We start from the raw sequence: 21902 nt of genomic DNA on the forward strand, positions 1-21902 counted from the left end.
CGTGTCCCGAAGCGGGGTTGTCCGCCCGGTTGGGTAGGGTTCCGCGCGTGACCTTCTCTGCCGCGATTGATTCTGTAAATGCCCGTCTCGCTGCGGAACTGGCGGTGGCGGAGAACCAGGTGGCCTCGGCGGTGCGCCTGCTCGACGAAGGCGCGACCGTGCCGTTCATCGCCCGGTACCGCAAGGAGGCCACCGGCAGTCTCGACGACGGCCAACTCCGGTTGCTGGAGGAACGCCTCGGCTACCTGCGCGAGCTCGACGAGCGGCGCAACGCGGTGCTGGCCTCCATCAAGGAGCAGGGCAAGCTCACCGCCGAGCTGACCGCCGCACTGATGGCCGCCGACACCAAAGCCCGGGTCGAGGACATCTACCTGCCGTACAAGCCGAAGCGGCGCACCAAGGCGCAGATCGCCAGGGAAGCCGGCCTCGAGCCACTTGCCGAGCGGCTGCTGGCCGACCCCACGCATGCCCCCGAGGAAGTGGCTGCGGAGTTCCTCTCCGGCGAGGTCGCCGATGTCGCTGCAGCACTCGACGGCGCGCGACACATCATCGTCGAACGAGCCGCCGAAGACGCCGAGCTCGTCGGGGGACTGCGCGAGCGTTTCTGGGAGCAGGCTTCGGTACGGACCCGGCCCGCCTCCGATGACGCGTCGACCTCGGAGAAGGCGCAGAAGTTCCGGGACTACTTCGACCACACCGAGCCACTGGCGACGATGCCGTCGCATCGTGTGCTCGCCGTATTGCGCGGAGAGAAGGAACAGGCGCTCTCACTTGCTCTCGACGGCGGTGAGGACGCCCAGTACCAGGCGATGATCGCTGACGCACTCGGAGTGGACCTGGCCGCCGGAGGCGCGGCCACGCCGTGGCTGGCCGCCACTGTCGGCTTTGCGTGGCGAACCCGGCTGTCGGTGTCGGCCTCGGTCGACGCACGTGTCCGGCTGAGGATGCGCGCCGAGGGGGACGCTGTCACGGTCTTCGCCAAGAACCTCAAGGATCTTCTTCTCGCAGCACCCGCGGGCAACCGCACCACGATGGGCCTCGATCCGGGTTTCCGAACCGGGGTCAAGGTCGCGGTCGTCGACGGCACCGGCAAGGTCGTCGATACCTGCGCGATATTCCCGCACCAGCCACAGAAGCAGTGGGATGCGGCCAAGGCCACGCTGGCCGCGTTGGCGGCCCGGCACGGCGTCGAACTGATCGCGATCGGCAACGGCACCGCGTCCCGCGAGACCGACGCTCTGGCAACCGAACTCATTGCAGAGATTCGAAGCGCGGGCGCGCCGGCGCCGGCCAAGGCAATCGTCAGTGAGGCCGGTGCATCGGTGTACTCGGCGTCGGCGTATGCGGCGCACGAGTTGCCCGAGCTCGACGTCACGCTGCGTGGTGCCGTGTCGATCGCGCGCCGCCTGCAGGATCCCCTGGCGGAGCTGGTCAAGATCGAGCCGAAGTCGATCGGCGTGGGCCAGTATCAGCACGACGTGGCCCCGGGCACCTTGGCCAAGAGTCTGGGTGCCGTCGTCGAGGATGCGGTGAACGCGGTCGGGGTGGACCTGAACACGGCGTCGGTGCCGCTGCTGTCCCGCGTTTCGGGGATCACCGAATCGCTGGCCGAGGCGATCGTCGCCTACCGCGACAAGTCGGGCCGGTTCCGCAACCGGCGTGCGCTGCTCGACGTTCCGCGCTTGGGCCCCAAGGCTTTTGAGCAGTGTGCGGGATTCCTGCGGATTCGCGACGGCGAGGATCCGCTCGACGCGTCCGGGGTGCATCCGGAGTCTTATCCGGTGGTCCGGCGCATCCTCGACCGGGCAGGTCTGACGCTTAGTGAGATCATCGGCGACGAGCGTGCCCTGCGCTCTCTGCGGCCCTCGGATTTCGCCGACGAGAGGTTCGGAATTCCGACCGTCACCGACATTCTCGGCGAGCTGGAGAAGCCGGGGCGCGACCCGAGGCCGGCGTTCACCACCGCCACATTCGCGGCCGGCGTCGAGAAGGTCGCCGACCTGAAGGTCGGCATGGTCTTGGAAGGTGTGGTCACAAATGTGGCCGCATTCGGCGCCTTCGTCGACGTCGGCGTGCACCAAGATGGGCTCGTGCACGTCTCCGCGATGGCCGACCGCTACGTCTCCGACCCCCATGAAGTGGTGCGGTCGGGTCAGGTGGTGCGCGTCAAGGTTGTCGACGTCGACGTGGAGCGGCAGCGAATCGGGCTGACCCTTCGCCTCAACGACGAGGTCAAGCCGGGCCGAGCCCCGCGCAAGGACGAGCGGTCCCGTAGCACGCCGCGAAAACCTCAGCGCACCAACAACTCCAGCGGTCGCGACACCAAGCGCCCCAGCGGATCACTGGCGCAGGCGCTGCGCGACGCCGGCTTCGGACGATGACTTCGGCAGCGCGTCGAGTGGGGGCGGCTGAGCTCGCAGCAGTCGCCGCCTGCCTCGTCGCGCTGCTCGGTGGCTGCACACGCCACGTCGATCAACCGCGGGCAAAACCCGAGTCCCTCGCCGCCCCGATCGGCACACTGCAGGTGGTCGACCTGCTCAGTCCGAAGGTGATCGGGGAGGACGGCAACCTGTTCGTCGTCGCAGAACCAGAGCGCTGTGCCGGTCTGGGCCGCGAGGTCGAGCCGCCGTTCATCGAGGCGGGCAGGCCTCTTGCCACCGACGGGGGCCACTGGACCAGCGACGACGGACAGTACTTCGTCGAGGAGATGGTCGCGGTGTACCGGGCGGAGTTCGATCCCGCCGCCGCTCTGCAGGCGGTGCGGGAAACCATCGACGAGTGCGACGGCACCACGCTGTCAGTCACCACGATGCGTGATCGCGTGTACGACTTCGAGGTCCAACCGCCGCCGGCGGAGGGGCCTGACGGCAGCGTGCTGTGGTCCCTGCGGGCCTTCGACTGGAACTGCGACAACCTGTTCGTCGCGGCCCACAACGCCGCCATCGAGATCACCACGTGCGGTGCGACCCCGGGCTTCGACGTCGTCGGGTTGGCCGAGGAAGCGCTCGAGCGCATCGAGCGGCTGGCCAACACCACGGCGTAGTCAGGCCTCGAGCTCGGCGCGAGAGCTGTCTTTGAGGTCGACGCCGGACCGCCCCAGCCTGCGTGCACCGGTCACCAGCGCCGCCGCGATGCGTGCCGCGGTGGCGTAGTCGAGGCCGCCAGGCGGGTGGATGTTCGAGATGCAGTTGCGGTCGGCGTCCGTACGGCCCGGCCGGGGCAGGTGGGTCAGGTAGATACCGAGACTGTCGGCGACCGACAGTCCGGGTCGTTCGCCGATGACCATCAACAGTGTCGACACACCGAGTGCGGCACCGATGTGGTCCCCGAGCGCCACCCGCGCCTGGGTGGCAATGACTGGTGGCGCCAGCCGATAAGCGCCGCCCAGCTCGCCGGCGAGCGCGGCCAGCAGGTTGGCGCCGTGGTCGGCCAGCGCCCGCGGAGACAGGCCGTCGGCGAGCACGACGCCGACGTCGGCGCCGCAGTGCGGCACCGCGCTCAGGTCTACCGGCGCGCGCCCGAGGTCCGGGCGCCGCAGATACTCGCTGCGGTCGGCGGCCCGGCTGCGCACGTGAGTCGGCGTTCCCAGGCCGAGAGCCTCGACCTCGGAGGCGAGTGCTTGCGCGTCGAGCGGGACGTGCACCGCGTCGCGCGCCGCCGAATGCGCCGCCTTGAACTCGAGCACACGCCGAGACGGTAGCGCATTACCACTGCGGCCCAACCCGATTCGCGCCTGGGTGCTCCGGCGCAGCGGCGCCCACACATCGTCGGCGGGAAGATTGTGTTCGGTCGTCATTGACCTGCCGCCAGGGCCAGCAGGGGAGAGGCGGCGGGATCTACCGGGAGAATGCGGCCCTCGCCGTCGGCCATCCCCAGCCGCGCCAGCCACGCCTCGAATTCGGGTGCCGGTCGCAGCCCCAGGGCCTTGCGCACGTAGAGCGCGTCGTGGAACGCCAGGCTCTGGTAGCCGAGCATGACGTCGTCGGCCCCAGGCACAGTGATGACGAAGGCGGCACCGGCCACCCCGAGAAGCGTGAGCAGGGTGTCCATGTCGTCCTGGTCGGCTTCGGCATGGTTGGTGTAACAGACGTCGACACCCATCGGCAGTCCAAGAAGCTTGCCACAGAAGTGATCTTCCAAGCCGGCCCGCACGATCTGCTTGCCGTCGTAGAGGTACTCAGGTCCGATGAAACCGACAACGGTGTTCACCAGCAACGGGTTCAGAGCTCGGGCAACGGCGTAGGCGCGGGTCTCCAGGGTCTGCTGGTCGACGGGCTTTCCGCCGGTGCCCAGATGCGCGCCTGCCGACAAGGCCGATCCTTGCCCGGTCTCCAGGTACATGACGTTGTCGCCGACGGTGCCGCGACCCAGCGAACGGCCCGCCTCGTCGGCTTCGTGCAACATCGGCAGGTTGATGCCGAAACTCGCGTTCGCACCTTGGGTTCCGGCGATCGACTGGAACACCAGGTCGACCGGGGCGCCCCGCTCGATGAGGTCGATCGTCGTCGTCACATGTGTCAGCACGCACGACTGCATCGGTATGTCGAATCGCTGGCGGATCTCGTCGAGCAGATGCAACAGATCCGACGTCGCATGAGGTGAGTCGGTGGCCGGGTTGATGCCGATCACCGCGTCGCCGCACCCCATCAGCAGCCCGTCGAGGGTCGCCGCCGCGATCCCGCGGGGGTCGTCGGTCGGATGGTTGGGCTGCAAGCGGGTGGCCAGCGTGCCCGGAACTCCGATCGATGTGCGGAATGCGGCATGTACGGTCGTAGCGGCGGCGACGGCGATCAGGTCCTGGTTGCGCATGATCTTCGACACCGCGGCGACCATCTCCGGTGTCAGTCCTGCGGTGACCGCCGCGATGCGCTCGGCGCTGTCTGGTTGAGATGCGCTGTCCAACAACCAATCCCGTAATCCGCCCACCGTAAGATGTGCGATCGGCGCGAAGGCGGCCCGATCATGGGTGTCGATGATCAGACGGGTGACGTCGTCGGTTTCATAGGGGACGACCTGCTCGTCCAGGAACGTCGCCAGCGGAAGGTCGGCGAGAACCCAAGCCGCAGCTGCCCTTTCGGCGTCGGACTGGGCTGCGCACCCGGCCAGTTCATCGCCCGAGCGCAGCGGCGTCGCCTTGGCCATCACGTCGACCAGCCCGTCGAACTGATAGGTGTGCCCGGAGATCTGCTGGCGGTAGGTCATCTGAGCTCGTCCTCGGCGGCGGCCAGTGCGGCGAACTCCTCATCGGGGGAGTTGGCGACCAAGCGGTGCCGGCTGTAGAGCCCGAAGTACGCCATGAACAGCGCGAAGACGACGAGGCAGCACAGGGCGGCGATGTGGTCGACGAGGAACGTCGCGATCACGGCCAGCACCGCCACGACCAGAGCGAATCCGGTGGTGACGACGCCACCGGGGGTCCGGTAGGGCCGCGGCATCTCCGGTTCACGCCTGCGCAGCACGATGTGGCTGACCATCATCAGCACATAGCTCAGCGCGGCGCCGAACACTGCCATGTTGAGTAGTAGTGCTCCCTGGCCGGTCAGCGACAGGGCGAACCCGATCAGCCCGGGCACGATCAGTGCGAGCGTCGGGGCCTTGCGCGAGTTGGTCACCGACAGCGCGGTGGGCAGATAGCCCGCGCGCGACAGTGCGAACAGCTGTCGCGAGTAGGCGTAGATGATCGAGAAGAAGCTGGCGATCAGGCCGGCAAGCCCGATGTAGTTGACGACCTTGGCCCACATGCTGTCGCCCAGTGCTTCGACCAGAGGATTGCCGGACTCCGACATCGCCGCGGCCCCACCTGCACCCGTAGTCAGGACCAGTACCGCGACGCAGGTGACCAACAGCACCGCCATTGCCGCGATGATGCCCCGCGGCACATTGCGCTCCGGTCGGTCAGTTTCCTCGGCGGCCAGCGGCACTCCCTCGATCGCGAGGAAGAACCAGATCGCGAATGGGATGGCCGCCCACACGCCGAGCAGGCCGAAGGGCAACAGCTCGGATGCCCCTGCCGCGTCGGTGACGGCGATGTCGGTGAGGTTGGCGGGATCGAACCGCCCGACGGCGGCGACGGCGAACACGATGAGTCCGATGAGCGCGATCGCGGTGATGACGAACATGACTTTGAGCGCTTCACCCACTCCCGACAGGTGGATGCCGATGAAGATCGCGTACGCCGCGAGATAGACCCACCAGCCGTCCGTGATGCCGAAGAGGCCGAGGGATTCGACGTAGGCGCCGATGAACGTCGCGATGGCGGCCGGTGCGATCGCGTACTCGATCAGGATCGCGGTGCCGGTGGCGAAGCCGCCCCATGGTCCGAGAGCCCGCCGGGCGAACGTGTAGCCACCGCCGGCCGCGGGCAATGCCGAGGACAGTTCCGCCATGCCGAGGACGAGGGCGAGATACATCCCGGCGATGATCACCGCGGCGATCGCCAGTCCTCCGAACCCACCCTCGGCCAGGCCGAAGTTCCAGCCGGAGTAATCGCCGGAGATGACGTAGCTGACGCCCAACCCGGCCAGCAGCACCCAGCCTGCGGTGCCCCGCTTCAGCTGGCGCTTCTCCAGATAGGTGTCGGATTCGCGGTGTTCTTCGACGCCTTTCACGAGACGTGTCTCCCTTCATCGATGTGACCCAGCACACTAGTTGCCAAAGGGTTGCATTGACGTTGCATGAAAACGTGAAAAGCTTTGCCGGGCAACACATTTGACGTAACGGGAACAGGCGGGATCCACGCGACGACGACGTCGCACCCCGCTAGACGCGCGGGACCCGTGGGTTGGCGTTACGCTCCTGCCGATCCGCCGAGTGCCCGGGACGGATTTAAAGGTCGCTCACCCGACCTTTAGCGAAGCCTAAGGGCTGTGCGGAGCGGTGTCCAGCCATGCGCACGCACAACCTCACCTGTAACACCGGCCCGGCAGTGTTCGATGGATCACACAAGAACGACGATAAGGGGACGGCGTGGGCATGGTGCTGGGGTTGTCACTGACCTCCGACGATGTCGTCTGGGTGTTGGTCGACGAGGCTGACGGCACGGTAATCGACCACGACGTCATCGAGGTTCACGAGGACGCCGAGATGGCGGGCGCCGCGGCCCGCGGTGCCCACGCGATCGCGACCAACGGCGGGTTCGACGTCACCGGCGTCCGGCTCACCTGGTCCGATGTAGTGGCTCAGGATGGGCTGCGGCTGCGTACGCGCCTGAGCGCCTGCGGTTTCCGCACGGTGGAGGTCGTTCCTTATCGCTGTGCCGTCGCTGTGATGGTGCATCCTGACACCGAGCCCGGACTTGCTCTGGCTTATGGGGCCGCGGTCGCCAAGGTCGAGCCGAGCGAGGCGATCACGGCGCCGGTCGCTCGACAGGCCTCGGCCCGTCGCCGCCTCTCCAGGACACGCATCGGGGTCGGACTGCTCGGTGCGGCCGCCGTCGCGGCTCTCGGCGGTTTGCTGCTCTCGTCGGGTTCCGTTGCGCCCGTCGAGCAGACCGCCACCGCGGCAGCGTCAGCGCCCCTGCCCGATCCGGGCTGGGTGGCCGTGCCCGCGCCCTCCGACAGCGCGGCCAGCACCGTCCGCAAGGTGGTCAAGTCGCCCGAAGGAGTCGCCGACGAGGTTGACCAACGCCAGGTCGCTGTCCCGGTTCGCCAGGTTCAGCCCGCGGCGCCCGCGCCGGTGGCGCCGTCGATGGCCGCCGCGACCGGCGTGCCGCACCTCCCCGAAGGGGTCCCGCATCTCGCGGCGCCGGCCGATGTACCCGTCGTCGCGCCCTCCGCGGAGGTGCCTGCTGCCGTTGCCGCGGCAGCGCCCCTACCCGAATCGGCTCCTGTGCCCGAAAGCCTCCCGGCTCCAGAGGTGGTACCGACCGGCGAGCCGCACCTGCCCGAGGGGCAGCCGGTGCTGCCGTCGGCCCCCGAGATGACAGATCCGGCAATTCTGTTCAGTGCGCTGCCCTGACGGGTTAATCTCGACGCCGTGACGGCGGTGACGCACCAATTCGATACCGAAAACAGTCTCGTCGACCGGGCCCGCGGGCTGCGCGACCTGGTCCGTGAACAGGCAGCGACGTCGGAACGCGAACGCACGCTGAGCCCCGAGATCGTCGAAGCGATGTGGGCGAGCGGATTGATGACGGCTTTCAATGCGCAGGCCGCGGGCGGTGTCGAGCCAACGTTCACCGAGATGATCGAGACGTGGATCGAAATGGCTTGGCAGGACGGGTCATTCGGGTGGATCGGGATCGCGAATCTGCCGTCGTCGTTTGCCGCGTCGGCCTACCTTTCCGACGCCGGGTTCGCCGAAGTGTTCACCGCCAACGGCAACCGCGTCACGATGGGCGGTCAGTTCTTCCCCAACGGGCAGGGAGTCGCCGTCGACGGCGGCTACCGCCTGACCGGATCGTGGAGCTTCGGCTCGGGAACCGGTCACGCCCAATACGTCGCCGCCGGGTTCTTCCCCATGGTCGACGGAGAGATGCAGTGGATCAGCGAAGGTGTGCCCGACATGCGAGTCGCCGTCGTGCCCCGCGCAGACGTTGCGTTCAACGACGGCTGGCACGTACAGGGTTTGAAGGGCACCGGCTCCTACGACTACGCCGTCACCGACGTGTTCGTTCCCCACGACCGCACGTTTGCGCTGTTCACGCGCGAGCCCAAGCGGGGCAATTCGGCGGCGATGCGGATGGGCATGATGCCGGTCACCGCCGCGGGCCACGCCGCGTGGGCCCTCGGGGTCGCGCAAAGCATGCTCGACGACGTCGCGGAGCTCGCCGAAACGAAATTCCGGATGAGCGACATGGCATCGCTGGCAAGCAGGCCGACGTTCCAGAAGGGTCTCGCGCATCATGTTGCAGCATGGCGAGCGGCCCGTCTGCTGGTGCTCGACGCGTTCACCACTGCCGAGGCGGTCGTCGGCGGGGGAGGCGAGCTGACTCCGACGTTGCGCGCCGATATGCGAGTTGCGGCGGTGTTCGCCACCGACACCGCACGATCATGTGCGGAATGGGCGCACCTGGTGGCGGGAACCTCCAGCATCCGCGAGGGCAGCCGGCTGGAGCGGGCCTTCCGTGACATCTACACCGGAACACAGCACGCCTTCATCAGCGAGAAGGTCGCCATCGACGCCGCGCAGGTGTGGCTGGGGATCGTCGAGGATCAGTTCGGGCTCTGAGGCTCTGCGCGGGTCGGTCAGCGGCCGCGGCGTGCCGGTGGGTTACCACCGGGGCGTCTCGTTATATATGCTAAGTACTCGGCTGTTTCCGACCTGGAGCGAATTAATGACCTGGATCAAGAGCACACTGTCCGCTGCTGTCATGACGGGTGGGCTCGCGGCAGGAATGGTGGGTCTCGGTGCTGCCTCCGCCGGCGCGCAACCGGTCCCACCGCCACCCGTTCTCGGTGAGGTCCCCCCGGCATGGGCGCCGCCGAAACCCGCAGAGGTCTGGATCGGTCAGCCGGTCGTCTGGAACTCGGCCTGGGGCGGGCGCTGGGGCGTCTGGATCAATGGCGGCTGGATCTCCCTGACATCGAATCCTGTTACCGGCGGCGGATGATTCAGTGCGCACGCCACAACGAATGCATAGCTGCGCTTTATACTCACCCGGGGATTTGCGCACCCCAATCGACACGACGAGGCAGGAGCAACGATGACCGGACTGAAGAGCCGCGTCACGCGAATGGGTCTGGGCATCCTCGGAGCCGCCGCGGTCTGCCTCAGCGTCGCCGGACCGGCGGCAGCCGATAGCACCGAGGACTATCCGATTCCGCGCCGCATCATCCACACCACCTGTGACGTCGAGCAGTACTTGGCCGCGGTGCGCGACACCAACCCGGTGTACTTCGAGCGCTACATGATCGACCGCAGCAACCGCCCCGCCGACGTCCAGCAGATGGCTTTCGACCGCATCCACTGGTTCTTTTCGCTCGACCCTGTCGGTCGCCGCCAGTACTCGGAGAACACCGCCACCAACGTCTTCTACGAGCAGGTGGCGACGCGCTGGGGCAACTGGGCCAAAATCTTCTTCAACAACAAGGGCGTCGTCGCCCACGCCACCGATGTGTGCATGAACTACCCCAAGGGCGATATGTCCGTGTGGAACTGGGTCGTTCGGTAACTAGGTTTTGACACCGACCGTGATCAGGTCGGAGATCGGCGTCCACACCGGGCGTCGGACGCGGTGCTGATCCTCGACGGCGAAACCGGCCTCGGTGAACATCGTGCGCATCTCGCCGAGAGTCGGGGCGTGCGAGGGATTCAGCCGGTTCGCCAGAAGCCACTGGATCTGGAGACCGGGCAGCCGCTGCCGCGGACTCAAGGTGGCCACCGCCGCGAAACCGCCTGGCGCCAGCACTCGGTGGAACTCCCGCAGGGCGGCGGGCTGATTGAACCAGTGGAACGCCGAGGTGGTCACCACGGCATCCAGGGCGGCGTCGTCGAACGGTAGTTGCTCAGCCGGTGCGCGATGCCACTGAACTCGGGTTGATCGGCCGGCCGCCTGTTCCAGCATCCCTTCTGACAGGTCCACGCCGTAGACGGCATCGGGCTGCAGCTCACGTTCGATCCTGTCCGCGAGAATCCCTGTGCCACAACCGACATCGGCCACCCTGCGCGATCCATGGGCGCGCAGCAGCGCGATCATCTCGTTTTGCGGCGGGCGATACACCCACCGCTGCACGACCGCAGTGTCGTAGACAGGCGCCGCGAAGCCCCAGAATCCGGTGACCGCTTCGTTGAAGCCTCTGCGGCTGGGCAGACTCAGTTCTGTGCCTGACCCAGGATGGGCAGTTTGTCCGGGCAGTACGTGCGCAGCGCCGCGGCGAGGAACTTGTACGCCTGGTCGGTGGTCGCGTCCTTCTCGAGCTGGTTGTGCACGAACGTCGCCGACGCGAACAGATCGGGGTCGGTGCCCATTGTGATGCGTTTGCACGCGATCTTGCCGATCCAGGCGTTGTAGTCCTTTTGGCCGTAGATGCCGTACGTGTTCAGCTCGTTGGTGAACGCGGTGTCCGGATCCGCAGCGGCGGGTGCCGCGGTGCCCAGCGCTCCCAGTGACACGGCCGCTGCGGCCACACCGATCATGAGGCGCTTCATGCCCTCACTCCTTCCGACGGATCCGTTTGCAGCCCACCAGGTCTCGGCCAGGGCGCGGGGACAGGGCGGGTGCGTACCCGCTGCGGCCACCAGAACCACGGACCCAGTAACGCGGCGATGGACGGTGTCATGAACGCTCGAATCACCAGCGTGTCGAACAACAGACCCAGACCGATCGTCGTGCCGACCTGCCCGATGACGGTCAGCTCGCTGACCGACATCGACATCATCGTAAGCGCGAAGACCAGCCCTGCGGCCGTTACGACGGAACCACTGCCGCCCATCGCGCGGATGATGCCGGTGCCGATTCCTGCATGTATCTCCTCTTTGAGTCGGGAGACCAGCAGCAGGTTGTAGTCGGCGCCGACGGCCAGCAGGATGATCACCGCCATGGCGAGCACCATCCAGTGCAGCTCCTGGCCCAGGATGTGCTGCCACAGCAGCACCGAGAGCCCGAACGATGCGGCCAGCGACAACACCACGGTCCCGACGATCACCGCGGCCGCGACGACGGCCCGCGTCAGGATCAGCATGATGATGAAGATCAGGCCCAGCGCCGAGATGCCCGCGATCAGCAGGTCGTAGTTGTTGCCATCCTGCATGTCCTTGAAGGTTGCCGCGGTACCGCCGAGGTAGACCTTCGAACCCTCAAGCGGAGTGCCCTTGATCGCCTCCTTGGCCGCCGTCTTGATCTTGTCGATCTTGGCCACGCCCTCGGGGCTCAGCGGATCGCCCTCGTGGGAGATGATGAAGCGCACGGCATGGCCATCGGGGGACAGGAACTGCTCCAGGCCGCGCTGGAAGTCGGCGTTCTCGAAGATTTCCGGCGGTAGGTAGAACGAATCGTCGTTCATCGAGTCGTCGAACGCCTCACCCATGGCGTCGGCGTCCTCCGACATCGCCGCCATCTGATCCTGCTGACCCTTCTGCGACTGATACATCGTCAGCATCATCGTGCGCATGGTCTTCATGGTCTCGATCATCTCGGGCATGAGCGCGACCATCTGCGGCATCAGCGTGTTGAGCCGGCGCATGTCCGGCAGGATCTCCCGGAAGTCGTCGGTCATGATGTTGATGCCGTCGAGCGTGTCGAACACCGACCGCAGCGCCCAGCACACCGGGATGTTGTAGCAGTGCGGTTCCCAGTAGAAGTAGTTGCGGATAGGTCGGAAGAAGTCATCGAAGTTCGCAATGCTGTCGCGCAGATCCTCGATGTCGGTGAGCATGTTCTCCATCTTGGAGACCATGTCGTTGGTGATCGATGCCATCTGAGCAGTCAGATTCGACATCTTCTCCATGGTCGCGATGGTGTTGGCCATCTCGTCGGCCTGCACCAGCATGTCGGCCATGCGGTCCTGCATGTACTTCTCGTTGAGGCGCTGGGTGGTGCCCTGCATGCTCATCTGGAACGGGATCGACGTGTGCTTGATCGGCTTGCCGTCGGGACGGGTGATGGCCTGCACGCGGGCAATGCCCTCGACCCTGAACAGCGCCTTGGCGATCTTGTCGATGACCAGGAAGTCCGCCGAGTTGCGCAGGTCGTGATCGCTTTCGATCATCAGCAGCTCGGGGTTCATGCGGGCCTGATCGAAGTGTTCGTCGGCGACCGCGTAACCCTCGTTGGCGGGCAGGTCGGCAGGCAGGTAGTCGCGGTCGTTGTAGTTGGTCCGGTAGCCGGGCAGCGCCAGCAGGCCGACCAGCGTGATCGCCATCGTCGCAATCAGAATCGGCCCCGGCCAGCGAACCACCGCGGCGCCGATCTTGCGCCAGCCCCGGATCCGCATGGCGCGCTTGGGTTCCAGCAGCTTTCCGAAGCGTGTTGCGATGCTGATGATCGCGACCATCAACACCACGCCCGCCATCACGACGACGAACATGCCGATCGCCAGGGGGACACCCATGGTCTGGAAGTAAGGCAGCCGGGTGAAGCTCAGGCAGAACGTCGCGCCCGCGATGGTGAGGCCGGAACCGAGCACGACGTGCGCCGTGCCGTGGAACATCGTGTAGTAGGCCTGTTCCTTGTCCTCACCAGCAGAACGGGCCTCTTGATATCGGCCTATCAGGAAGATCGCATAGTCGGTGGCTGCCGCGATCGCGAGCGTCACCAACAGGTTCGTCGCAAACGTGGACAGGCCGATGATCTCGGTGTGGCCGAGGAACGCGACGACACCGCGGGCGGTGGCCAGTGACAGCACGACCATGACGAGCGTGATCAGCACCGTCACGATCGATCGGTAGACCAGCAGCAGCATCGCGATGATGACGGTGAACGTCACCGCCTCGATCATGCGCATGCTGCGGTCGCCGGCGATGTGCTGGTCGGCGGCCAGCGCCGCCGGACCTGTCACATAGGCCTTGACCCCCGGCGGTGCCTCCAGGCTGTTGACGATGCTCTGAACGGACTTCACCGACTCGTTTGCCAGCGCCTCACCCTGGTTGCCGGCGAGTTTGACCTGGACGTAGGCCGCCTTGCCGTCGTTGCTCTGCGAGCCCGACGCGGTCAGGGGGTCGCTCCAGAAGTCCTGAACCGACTGCACGTGTGCGGTGTCGGCCTCGAGGCGGTCGACCAGTTCGTCGTACCAGGCGTGCGCCTCGTCGCCGAGCGGCTGCTCCCCCTCGAAGACGATCATGACCGAGCTGTCGGAATCGCCTTCCTCGAACAGCTCGCCGACCTTCTTCATCGAGATCATCGAGGGCGCGTCATTGGGGCTCATCGAGACCGCCTGGGCCTCGCCGACCGCTTCGAGCTGGGGGACGAAGACGTTCAGGCAGACGATCACGCCGACCCAGACCACGACGATCGGCAGCGCGAACAGTCGGATCATCCGCGGGATGAACGGCCTGTGGGGCTGGCGTGCCGAGGGGAACTCGTCGGTGCGGGCGTCGGAAACTGTTGCGCTCATGCGGATTTCACGAAGCAGAAGGTCTGGGCATTCAAGCCGTCGGTCGTCCTCTCGTCCTTCAACTCGTCGTCGACGAATATCCGGCAGGTGATGGTGCTGCCGTCGCCCTGGGCGACGATGTTGGGTGCCGCGGACGGCTCGGTGGTCTCCAGCGTCAGCGACCAGGGGAGTGCGGCTCCGTCGACGCGCTGGGGCTTGGCGTCGAGATCGAGGTAGTTCACATCGGCATAGCTGCCGGTACCGGTGATCTCGTAGCGAACGACTTTGGGATCGAACGGTTCCGGGAGATCGGCGAAGTTGCGGGGGGTCTCGATGATGCCCTCGGAACCGAAGAAGGTACGGATGCGGGCCACCGTCAGACCGGCGATGACGACGACGACGATGATGAGCAGCGGTAGCCACACCTTCTTGCCGATTGCTAGCACGGTTGCTGACCCCGCGGAGTGGCGCGCATGTGACCCCTGGAAAATATTCGTGACTATTGTTTGGCTGATCGTAACTTAGCGCGTTTAAGTTCTCATCCAGCCACAGATTAGCTCAAGCGATTGTGTCCCTGCTAACTCATTTCGCACGCGCGCGATCCAGGTCACAATTTGACGCTTGCGGTGTTTGTCTCAGCGCTGCTAGACATAGCGGCAGCCCAATGCTGAGCAGTCGCACAGCCGACGAGGAGCGTGCCGGGATGACCGTGTACTACGACCCCTACGACCTGAACATCACCGCCGACCCCTACCCAACCTATGCGCGCTTACGTGACGAAGCACCTCTTTATTACAACGAACGCTACGACTTCTGGGCGCTGTCGCGTCACACCGACGTCGAGAAGGCGTTGCTGGACTGGGCGACCTTCTCCAACAGCCGCAGCGACATCCTTGAGCTGGTCAAGTCCGACTTCGCCATGCCCGAAGGCGTGATGATGTTCGAGGACCCGCCCGAACACACCATGCTGCGCGGATTGATGTCGCGGGTGTTTACGCCCCGCCGCATGGCCGAGATCGAGGACCAGATCCGGCGGTACTGCGTGAGCTGCCTCGACCCCCTGGTGGGCTCGGACGGTTTCGATGTCATCGCCGAGCTCGCCGCGATGATGCCGATGCGGGTGATCGGCATGCTGCTCGGCATCCCGGAGTCGGAGCAGGTTTCGGTGCGTGACGCCAACGATGCGAACCTGCGGACCAAGCCGGGTGCGCCGATGAAGGTCGCCGACCCCGACAGGATCGCCGACGGCCGCATCTATGCGGATTACGTCGAATGGCGCTCGGCCAACCCCTCCGACGATCTGATGACCGCGCTGCTGAACGTCGAGTTCACCGATGAGCACGGCGTCGAACGCAAGCTGACGCGCAAGGAAGTGCTGCACTACACCCAGGTGGTGGCCGGCGCCGGAAACGAGACCACCGGGCGGCTGATCGGCTGGCTGGCCAAGGTGCTCGCCGAGCACCCTCACCAGCGCAGGCAGATCGTCGACGACCGGTCACTGCTGGGACGCGCCGTCGATGAAACCCTCCGCTTCGAACCCACCGGACCACACGTCGCGCGTTATCTCGCAAAGGATTTCGAGTACGGCGACACCACCGTGCCCGCGGGGAGTGCGATCCTGCTGCTCTTCGGCGCCGCCAACCGCGACGAGCGCCGATACCGCGATCCCGACACATTCGACATTCATCGCGACAACATCAGCCACCTGACGTTCGGAAAGGGTCTGCACTACTGCCTGGGTGCCAACCTCGCGCGCCTCGAAGGCCGCGTCGCACTCGACGAACTGCTCAACCGGTGGCCCGAGTGGGATATCGACTACGGCAGCGCCCAGCTGGCCCCGACCTCCACGGTCAGGGGCTGGGAACACCTACGGGTGCTGGTCGCCTGAGGCGCCGGAGCCTTCGCTGTCGGGGCCGGAATCGCCGCCGGCATCGAGGACGCTGACGGCGATGCCATACGGCAGGAAGCGCACGCGGCGCTTCGGGTCGGTGTTGTCCTTGTTCGCCCGCAGCGCGTCCAACTCCGTCGGATACACCTGCTCGATGTGGGCGCCGCCCGCGTCGTCGATTGTGTAGATCGCCCACACGCCATCGCCGGCCTCGCCGGTGGTCTCAGGCCGGGGCCGCGGACGCGTGCCGCGCGAGAACTCATCGAACAGCGCAGACCACCCCGCCCGCTCACCAGGTGTGCCGACGAACCTTCCGAGGCCGTCCAGCGCCTCCTTGAGCCCTTCGCCCGCCTCGCGCACGACACGGTCCAAATCCTCGGGGTCGAATCCGAAGGGTCCGTTGCTCCTGGCCATGTGGTCCTCCTCGTGGCAGCGCAGAAAACGCTGCCGTCAGAGACCAGTGTGCCTGCGACGGCAGGTCTAGTCGACTGTCGCGCGGCGAGGTGGTAGGCAACCATATGCCCTTCACACACGCCGACGCGCTGGCCGCGGCGCAGCGCTCGCTCGTCGCCGCGGGAACGCACGACCGCGACGGCTGGATCGGGCTGTTCACCGCCGATGGCAGGGTCGAAGACCCGGTCGGGTCGGCGCCACACCGGGGGCATCCGGCGATCGGGCGGTTCTACGACACCTTCATCGCCCCGCGCTCGATCTCGTTCCGACCCGACGGCGATACCGTCGTCGGTTCCATCGTGATCCGCGACGTCGAACTTCAGATCGAGATGTCGTCGTCGCTGACGATGACCGTCCCGACCTACATCCGCTACGACATGCGCGACGAGCGCGGGGAGCTCAAGATCGCCGCGCTGTCGGCCTACTGGGAGCTACCCGCGATGATGGGCCGGTTCGCCCGGGCAGGTCTGGGTGCCGTGCCCGCCGGTGTGTCGCTGGGCAGGACGATGGTCGCCAATCAAGGTCTCGGCGGCAGTCTCGGATTCCTCAGCGGGTTCCGTGGACTGGGCAGCGGTGGCAAAGCGCTGTTCGGCCGTTTCCTCGACGACGTCTGCGGAGGAGACGAGGTCGGCATGCGGCGCCTGCTCTCGGACGCCACGCTGACCCTCGGGGACAGCGAGCCGGTGACCTCATCTGATCTTGTCAAGAACCTTTCAGGTGGCAACTGGAGCAAGCTGATCGGCGCCGGTCGTTCTGTCGCGGCGCGCATCGACCGCGACGGGCGGCGAAGTGTGCTCATCGCCGAAATCGGGGCCGGGACGGGCGCGGATCGCACTCGCATTACCCGGCTCCGCCTTTTCGCCGAGGTCAACTGACGGCAACGTTTCGGTCGCGGTGTCGCCCGGGGCGAGCTGAACGTGAGAACGTAACAGCACCATGTCAGAGTCTGTTGCGTCCAGCCCGCCCGGCGGTGACCCTTTTCCCGGCAACTTTCTGACCTACGAGCAGTTCGGCCGCAGGTTCTTCGAGATCGCCGTGACAGAGCAGCGGGTCGGCGCAGCGATCGGCGAAATCGCCGGCGAGGCCTTCGAGATGGGCCCGATCGCGCAGGGACCCGGCCGTATCGCCAAGGTGACTGCGAAAGTCCGCATTCAGCAGCCCAAGGTGACCCGCGACGTCGGCGAGCTGATCACCTTCGCGATCCGGATCCCCCTGGAGATCGACATGGTCGTCGACCTCCGCATCGACAAACCGAAGTTCATGGTCTTCGGCGAGATCTCGCTCCGTGCGACCGCCAAGGCGGCCGAGCCGCTGCTGCTGATTCTCGACGTGGAGAAACCGCGCGCCTCCGATATCGCGATCCACGTGACGTCGAAGTCCCTGCGCGGCGAAGTGGTGCGCATCATCGGCGGCGTGGACGCCGAGATCAAACGCTTCATCGCCCTGCACGTCGCCGGCGAGATCGACAGCCCAGGATCACAGGAAGCGAAGGTCATCGACGTCGCCGAGACCATCGCCGACACCTGGACCGGCGTCTGAGTCTCACGCCTCTGCCATCGCTCAGGCATCCTTGAGTGCCCGTACGGTCTCGAGCTCGGGGCGCCGCGGCGGACGGCCGGTGCCCACCGACTTGCCGCGCATGTGCATCCACAGGTACGGCATCATCATGTTCTGGGTCCACAGCATCTGCGAGTACATCCGCGACCGGAACGACGGCAGCGCGGCCGCCGGATCGGCAACCGCCCAATCATGGTTGCTGCCGGGGAGCCCGAGCGCCTCGGCAGCCGCGGCGGCGAACAGCGCGTGTCCCTTCGGCGAGCCGTGCACCCGGTCGAGGGCCCACACGTCGGGCTGAGTCATCGACGGCGCCACGAACAGATCGACCAGTCGGAAGCCGTACTGTGCCGCGGCGGCCCGGATGCGCTCGTTGATCGTGAGAAGCCGCTTGGCGAGCACCCGTCCGATCGGAAGGATTCGGGCGAGGTCCGGGAACGTCGTCGTCACAACCGTCGCTCCCGATGAGGCGAGCCGCACATGCATCTCGTCGAGTTGTCCCAGCGCGCGGTCGAAGCCCCTACCGGGCCTCGTCATGTCGTTCATCCCGACGCACACGGTGATCAGGTCGGCCTGCATCGCGATCGCCCGCGGCAACTGCTCGTCGAGGACATCACGGATCTGTCGTCCGCGGATCGCGAGGTTGGCATAAAGCAGTCCGGGCCGGACATCGTCGAGCATTGCTGCGAGGCGGTCGGCGAAGCCGGCGAGACCGGTCTCGTCGTCGCCGTCCCAGAGGCCCTCCGTCTGACTGTCGCCCAGCGCGACATACCGGGAATACCCCAACACAGAGGCGACTCTAGCGGCGCGCGGCGTCCATCACCTGCCGCAGGCCGACGGTGTCGGCCATCCGGCCGAACCGGGTCGGCTCCGCCACCGGGTCACAGCAGCCTGCCGAGGTGAACGACAATGTCCTCCAACAGTTTCGGGGGCAGTTCGGTGCGCCACTCGGGCAGCCGTCCCGACACCTGCACCACCCCCGGGGCGAACGTGACGGCGGTGAGCTGCAGGTTGTGAGCCATTTCCGGCAGCCGTACCGGATAGCTCGGCGTCCTGGCAGGTAACCGCCATCCTCGGGTGCCGATGCCCAGGCGGCGGGCGGTCAGCCACAGCGTGGTGCCGTCGAGCCTGGCCTCGACCTCGACATGCCCGAGTCGGGGTCGGTTGGCCAGCCGAAGACGCGCGACGCCGTCGGGGCCCACCGCGGCGGTCAGCCGCGGTGCCGCAGCGCGGAACAGGGCGTCGAGCGCGGACGCGGGCAGGTCCAGTGTGACGTCGACCGGAGCCGCCACGAGTACCGGAGGTGCGCCCGGTTTCATGTGGACGTTGTGGGCCTTGACCGTCGCGGCATCGAATCTGCTTGTCCGCCAATGGATATCCGCAGCTTTCGCGGTGACATCGTTGAGTTGTCCGACGGCCAGTCCGCGGGTGTCGAGGCGGGAGTCGAACTCGGTGACGGTCATGGTCAGATCGCCGTCGTCGAGCCGTACGGTCATCCTGCGGCCGAGGACGAGCCTGCGCACGGTGACGAACAGCGTGCGGTAAGCGGCGGCGGCGCCACTGTTCACGGGCACCATCGCGGTCGCAAACCACAGCGAGGACAGCAGCTCGACCGGACGTGACGGGTCGAACCGCCGAGGACGGGTCATGATGGCGTCCATATTATCGTCGGGGCCGTGCCCAAGCTCAGCGCCGGACTGCTGCTGTTCCGCGAAACCGGCGGAACCCTCGAAGTGCTCATCGGACACCCCGGCGGCCCGTTCTGGGCGCGTAAAGACAAAGGCGCGTGGTCGATTCCGAAAGGGGAGTACGTCGACGGCGAGGATCCCTGGGCGGTCGCACAGCGCGAATTCCTGGAGGAACTCGGAAAACAACCTCCCATGGGCGTCCGGATCGACCTGACGCCGCTGCGCCAGCCCGGCGGCAAGATCGTCACCGCGTACGCCGTGCGCGGCGACCTCGACCTCGAGGGCACCTTCAGCAACACCTTCACGCTGGAATGGCCGCGCGGGTCGGGAACGTTCAGGGAGTTCCCGGAGGTCGACCGGGTGGGATGGTTCGACGTCGCGGCGGCGCGGGAGAAGCTGCTGAAGGGCCAGCGCCCGCTGCTGGATCAGCTCGAGGATGCACTCGGACGCGGCGGACCGGACGGGTCTCGATCGCATTGATGGTCAGCGCGCGGCCGTGGAAGCGCCACCCGTGCGGTGTGCGCAGATACTCGTCGTCGTAGCGCAGGTGCCACACCAGATCCGCAGCCGCGCCATTTCCGTCCAGCGTCCAGTGGTGTGCGATACAGGTGATGCGTCCCAGCGCGTAACCGCGGTCGTCGCCGGGCGCATAAACCTCACCGACGATCGCGTGCTCGGTGCGGGCGACCCCCGCCAACGCTGCCAGCGCGGTCCGCACGCCGGTTCGGCCGTGATGCGTGCGCACCGGGTCCAGGGATCGCGGCGGATCGGGGGTCCGCAATTCTGCTGTCGCGGTGAACAATTCTCCTACATCGTCGAACCTTCGGTCGTCGACGGCGGAGGCGTAAAGATGGACCAGGTCGGAGACTGCGAGCCGGTCGGCGACGTCCAGCGTCACGGCAGCGGTGGCCCGCCGTTGCTTCTGCGGATGTCTTCGCGGCACTCTCTGCGGGTCTGGCCGGTCTGCGCCATGCAGGTCAGCACCGGGAACGCCTCTTCGGCAGACACGGGCGGTTCTGTCGGATCGGGCGGCGGTGTCGACGTGGGGCTGGGAACCTCGCCCTGGGTCAGCGACCAGATGGTGGTGCCCGAGCCCGGGACGGATGCGCAGTAGGCCGTCGCGCCAGTCTCCGTCGTCGCGGTGGCGTCCAGCGGGGTGCAGTTCGCGCCGATGACGGCGGCGGCCGGGGCCGCCGCCGACGTCACGGTGTCGGTCACGGTCGCCTCGGTGGTCGTCGTGTCAGTGACGGCCGGGACCGGCGGCGGCGCCACGCTGGAGGCGGCGGTGGTGGGCGTCGTCGTGGGTGGGCGCGCCGACGGCTGTTGCTCGCTGTCGGCGCGCAGGAACTCCATCGCCGCCACGCCGATCGCCACGACGAGTAGCACCGCGAGCACGGCCGGTGCCAGGACCGCGGGCCGCAACCACGCCGGCCTGGCCCGATCGGCCGGCTCTGGTGCGGGGCATTGCGCCAACCGGGTGACATCGGAAACGTCTTGTCCGGCAACGGTGAGGCGGTGGCTGAGCGCGTGCGCGAAATCCGTGCACCGCTCGAAGCGATCGGCGGGATCCTTCGCGAGCGCCTTGGCGAGGACCGGGTCCGCGCCGGACAGGTCGGGGCGGTGTCCGGCGACGGTGGGCGGCTCCGCCGAGAGGTGCGCACTGATCACGACGGCCGGATTCGAATGGGCGAACGGGGGTTTACCGGTCAACAGGTGGAACGCCGTCGCCGCCAGTGCGTACTGATCGGCGCGACCGTCGAGGTCGCGGGCCATCAGCTGCTCCGGTGCCGCGTACGACACCGTCCCGACCGTCATATTCGTGGCGGTCAAACCGCTGATGTCGTCTTCCCAGCGGGCAATGCCGAAGTCCGCCAACAGTATTCGCTGATCTTTAGAACCGGGGCGGGCCAGCAGGATATTGGCGGGTTTGACGTCGCGGTGAAGTAGATGGCGTTCATGGGCGTAGTCGAGCGCTTCGGCGACCGCGGTGACGATGTCGGCGACCTGCTGTGCGGGCATGCCGTCGCCGTGGCCTGCGGCGAGCAGATGCGCTGCATCAGTGCCCTCGACATAATCCATCGAGATCCAGATCTGACCGTCGTATTCGCCGCGGTCATGCACTCCGACGATGTGGGGATGCCACAGCGTTGCGGCGATGTCGGCTTCCCGATTGAAGCGCTGCCGATACTCGGAGTCCGCAGACACCGTGGCGGGCAGGATCTTCAGCGCATCCTGGCGGGGGAGTCTCGGGTGCTGCGCGAGATAGACCTCGCCCATGCCGCCGGCTCCGAGCAGGCGAACGATCGTGTACCCCGCGAACGTGTCGCCAGCGGCCAACGGCATTGCCGA

21 protein-coding genes and 1 pseudogene are annotated in these 21902 nt (G+C 66.7%); 10 read left to right on the forward strand and 12 right to left on the reverse strand.

What is annotated here, in order from left to right; translation table 11 throughout:
* The first annotated feature begins 65 nt into the window (after positions 1 to 65).
* Together AWC12_RS26125 and AWC12_RS26130 are read left to right on the forward strand one after the other, a co-directional pair.
* Positions 66 to 2381 (forward strand): Tex family protein, encoded by a 2316-nt coding sequence (locus AWC12_RS26125; protein WP_420087740.1) that lies wholly within the window; start codon positions 66 to 68, stop codon positions 2379 to 2381.
* The gene (locus AWC12_RS26130) at positions 2378 to 3043 is read left to right on the forward strand and encodes a sensor domain-containing protein (RefSeq protein ID WP_024447811.1); all 666 of its coding nucleotides are present in this window, start codon (positions 2378 to 2380) and stop codon (positions 3041 to 3043) included. The genes AWC12_RS26125 and AWC12_RS26130 overlap by 4 nt, the downstream gene beginning before the upstream one ends.
* On the opposite strand, the gene eutC is transcribed toward AWC12_RS26130, so the two are convergent.
* The 3 genes from eutC to eat are packed head-to-tail and all read right to left on the reverse strand — an operon-like array spanning position 3044 to position 6608.
* Complete coding sequence (gene eutC, locus AWC12_RS26135) at positions 3044 to 3796, reverse strand: ethanolamine ammonia-lyase subunit EutC (protein WP_085177956.1); 753 nt, start codon at positions 3794 to 3796, stop codon at positions 3044 to 3046.
* Entirely contained in the window at positions 3793 to 5202 is a 1410-nt protein-coding gene (locus AWC12_RS26140) for an ethanolamine ammonia-lyase subunit EutB (protein WP_024447809.1), read from the reverse strand. The genes eutC and AWC12_RS26140 overlap by 4 nt, the downstream gene beginning before the upstream one ends.
* Positions 5199 to 6608, reverse strand: coding sequence for an ethanolamine permease (gene eat / locus AWC12_RS26145; protein ID WP_024447808.1), 1410 nt, complete (start codon positions 6606 to 6608; stop codon positions 5199 to 5201). The genes AWC12_RS26140 and eat overlap by 4 nt, the downstream gene beginning before the upstream one ends.
* A gap of 364 nt (positions 6609 to 6972) precedes the next feature.
* Here eat and AWC12_RS26150 point away from each other — a divergent pair, with 364 nt between their 5' ends.
* The 4 genes from AWC12_RS26150 (at position 6973) to AWC12_RS26165 (ending at position 10111) form a co-directional block, all read left to right on the forward strand.
* Positions 6973 to 7956, forward strand: coding sequence for a DUF7159 family protein (locus tag AWC12_RS26150; RefSeq protein ID WP_234814171.1), 984 nt, complete (start codon positions 6973 to 6975; stop codon positions 7954 to 7956).
* A 27-nt stretch (positions 7957 to 7983) separates the two neighbouring features.
* Positions 7984 to 9168 (forward strand): acyl-CoA dehydrogenase family protein, encoded by a 1185-nt coding sequence (locus tag AWC12_RS26155; RefSeq protein WP_024447806.1) that lies wholly within the window; start codon positions 7984 to 7986, stop codon positions 9166 to 9168.
* Between the two features lie 106 nt (positions 9169 to 9274).
* Positions 9275 to 9550 carry a hypothetical protein gene (locus AWC12_RS26160; protein WP_024447805.1) on the forward strand — a complete coding sequence of 92 codons (276 nt, stop codon included), beginning with the start codon at positions 9275 to 9277 and terminating at the stop codon, positions 9548 to 9550.
* Between the two features lie 93 nt (positions 9551 to 9643).
* Complete coding sequence (locus AWC12_RS26165; protein WP_024447804.1) at positions 9644 to 10111, forward strand: DUF5078 domain-containing protein; 468 nt, start codon at positions 9644 to 9646, stop codon at positions 10109 to 10111.
* On the opposite strand, the gene AWC12_RS26170 is transcribed toward AWC12_RS26165, so the two are convergent.
* Genes AWC12_RS26170 through AWC12_RS26185 form a run of 4 tightly spaced genes read right to left on the reverse strand, consistent with a single transcriptional unit; the run spans position 10112 to position 14416 of the window.
* On the reverse strand, positions 10112 to 10756 hold the full coding sequence (locus AWC12_RS26170; protein ID WP_085178047.1) for a class I SAM-dependent methyltransferase: 645 nt from the start codon (positions 10754 to 10756) through the stop codon (positions 10112 to 10114).
* Positions 10753 to 11088 (reverse strand): DUF732 domain-containing protein, encoded by a 336-nt coding sequence (locus AWC12_RS26175; RefSeq protein ID WP_024447802.1) that lies wholly within the window; start codon positions 11086 to 11088, stop codon positions 10753 to 10755. Before AWC12_RS26175 ends, AWC12_RS26170 begins: the two co-directional genes overlap by 4 nt.
* Positions 11085 to 13991, reverse strand: a complete 2907-nt coding sequence (locus AWC12_RS26180) for an MMPL/RND family transporter (protein ID WP_085177958.1) — start codon at positions 13989 to 13991, stop codon at positions 11085 to 11087. Before AWC12_RS26180 ends, AWC12_RS26175 begins: the two co-directional genes overlap by 4 nt.
* On the reverse strand, positions 13988 to 14416 hold the full coding sequence (locus AWC12_RS26185; protein ID WP_024447800.1) for an MmpS family transport accessory protein: 429 nt from the start codon (positions 14414 to 14416) through the stop codon (positions 13988 to 13990). Before AWC12_RS26185 ends, AWC12_RS26180 begins: the two co-directional genes overlap by 4 nt.
* Before the next feature lie 218 nt (positions 14417 to 14634).
* Between AWC12_RS26185 and AWC12_RS26190 the strand changes: the two genes are divergently transcribed.
* Complete coding sequence (locus AWC12_RS26190; RefSeq protein ID WP_085177959.1) at positions 14635 to 15858, forward strand: cytochrome P450; 1224 nt, start codon at positions 14635 to 14637, stop codon at positions 15856 to 15858.
* Here the strand turns inward: AWC12_RS26190 and AWC12_RS26195 are convergent.
* Positions 15838 to 16272 carry an Rv0313 family protein gene (locus tag AWC12_RS26195; protein ID WP_085177960.1) on the reverse strand — a complete coding sequence of 145 codons (435 nt, stop codon included), beginning with the start codon at positions 16270 to 16272 and terminating at the stop codon, positions 15838 to 15840. The genes AWC12_RS26190 and AWC12_RS26195 overlap by 21 nt on opposite strands.
* A 104-nt stretch (positions 16273 to 16376) precedes the next feature.
* On the opposite strand from AWC12_RS26195, the gene AWC12_RS26200 reads away from it, so the two are divergent.
* The gene (locus AWC12_RS26200; protein WP_085177961.1) at positions 16377 to 17186 is read left to right on the forward strand and encodes a nuclear transport factor 2 family protein; all 810 of its coding nucleotides are present in this window, start codon (positions 16377 to 16379) and stop codon (positions 17184 to 17186) included.
* Positions 17187 to 17247: 61 nt separating this feature from the next.
* Positions 17248 to 17850, forward strand: coding sequence for a hypothetical protein (locus AWC12_RS26205; RefSeq protein ID WP_024447796.1), 603 nt, complete (start codon positions 17248 to 17250; stop codon positions 17848 to 17850).
* 21 nt (positions 17851 to 17871) lie between these two features.
* On the opposite strand, the gene AWC12_RS26210 is transcribed toward AWC12_RS26205, so the two are convergent.
* Both AWC12_RS26210 and AWC12_RS26215 read right to left on the reverse strand, forming a co-directional pair.
* Positions 17872 to 18654: an SGNH/GDSL hydrolase family protein gene (locus AWC12_RS26210; protein WP_085177962.1), complete on the reverse strand. Its 783-nt coding sequence runs from the start codon at positions 18652 to 18654 to the stop codon at positions 17872 to 17874.
* A 92-nt stretch (positions 18655 to 18746) separates the two neighbouring features.
* Positions 18747 to 19514 carry a hypothetical protein gene (locus AWC12_RS26215; protein ID WP_234814165.1) on the reverse strand — a complete coding sequence of 256 codons (768 nt, stop codon included), beginning with the start codon at positions 19512 to 19514 and terminating at the stop codon, positions 18747 to 18749.
* A 27-nt stretch (positions 19515 to 19541) separates the two neighbouring features.
* On the opposite strand from AWC12_RS26215, the gene AWC12_RS26220 reads away from it, so the two are divergent.
* On the forward strand, positions 19542 to 20033 hold the full coding sequence (locus AWC12_RS26220; RefSeq protein ID WP_085177964.1) for an NUDIX hydrolase: 492 nt from the start codon (positions 19542 to 19544) through the stop codon (positions 20031 to 20033).
* A 22-nt stretch (positions 20034 to 20055) separates the two neighbouring features.
* Here AWC12_RS26220 and AWC12_RS26225 read toward each other — a convergent pair.
* Together AWC12_RS26225 and AWC12_RS26230 are read right to left on the reverse strand one after the other, a co-directional pair.
* Positions 20056 to 20496 (reverse strand): annotated as a pseudogene (locus tag AWC12_RS26225) (nuclear transport factor 2 family protein); the annotation flags it as partial.
* A complete protein-coding gene (locus tag AWC12_RS26230; RefSeq protein ID WP_085177965.1) occupies positions 20448 to 21896 on the reverse strand; it encodes a serine/threonine-protein kinase in 1449 nt (482 codons plus the stop codon). The pseudogene AWC12_RS26225 and the gene AWC12_RS26230, both read right to left, overlap by 49 nt.
* Positions 21897 to 21902: the final 6 nt, after the last annotated feature.

The sequence above is a fragment of the Mycolicibacterium iranicum genome (genome assembly GCF_002101705.1).
GTDB lineage: Bacteria > Actinomycetota > Actinomycetes > Mycobacteriales > Mycobacteriaceae > Mycobacterium > Mycobacterium iranicum.

Excerpts from the sequence above, each read along its gene's own strand:
- AWC12_RS26150 (WP_234814171.1), top strand. The coding sequence starts at position 6,973 with ATGGTGCTGGGGTTGTCACTGACCTCCGACGATGTCGTCTGGGTGTTG.
- AWC12_RS26230 (WP_085177965.1), bottom strand. The coding sequence starts at position 21,896 with ATGCCGTTGGCCGCTGGCGACACGTTCGCGGGGTACACGATCGTTCGC.
- AWC12_RS26165 (WP_024447804.1), top strand. The coding sequence starts at position 9,644 with ATGACCGGACTGAAGAGCCGCGTCACGCGAATGGGTCTGGGCATCCTC.
- AWC12_RS26140 (WP_024447809.1), bottom strand. The coding sequence starts at position 5,202 with ATGACCTACCGCCAGCAGATCTCCGGGCACACCTATCAGTTCGACGGG.
- AWC12_RS26160 (WP_024447805.1), top strand. The coding sequence starts at position 9,275 with ATGACCTGGATCAAGAGCACACTGTCCGCTGCTGTCATGACGGGTGGG.
- AWC12_RS26130 (WP_024447811.1), top strand. The coding sequence starts at position 2,378 with ATGACTTCGGCAGCGCGTCGAGTGGGGGCGGCTGAGCTCGCAGCAGTC.
- eutC (WP_085177956.1), bottom strand. The coding sequence starts at position 3,796 with ATGACGACCGAACACAATCTTCCCGCCGACGATGTGTGGGCGCCGCTG.
- AWC12_RS26215 (WP_234814165.1), bottom strand. The coding sequence starts at position 19,514 with ATGACCCGTCCTCGGCGGTTCGACCCGTCACGTCCGGTCGAGCTGCTG.
- AWC12_RS26195 (WP_085177960.1), bottom strand. The coding sequence starts at position 16,272 with ATGGCCAGGAGCAACGGACCCTTCGGATTCGACCCCGAGGATTTGGAC.
- AWC12_RS26175 (WP_024447802.1), bottom strand. The coding sequence starts at position 11,088 with ATGAAGCGCCTCATGATCGGTGTGGCCGCAGCGGCCGTGTCACTGGGA.
- AWC12_RS26190 (WP_085177959.1), top strand. The coding sequence starts at position 14,635 with ATGCTGAGCAGTCGCACAGCCGACGAGGAGCGTGCCGGGATGACCGTG.
- AWC12_RS26180 (WP_085177958.1), bottom strand. The coding sequence starts at position 13,991 with ATGAGCGCAACAGTTTCCGACGCCCGCACCGACGAGTTCCCCTCGGCA.
- AWC12_RS26200 (WP_085177961.1), top strand. The coding sequence starts at position 16,377 with ATGCCCTTCACACACGCCGACGCGCTGGCCGCGGCGCAGCGCTCGCTC.
- AWC12_RS26205 (WP_024447796.1), top strand. The coding sequence starts at position 17,248 with ATGTCAGAGTCTGTTGCGTCCAGCCCGCCCGGCGGTGACCCTTTTCCC.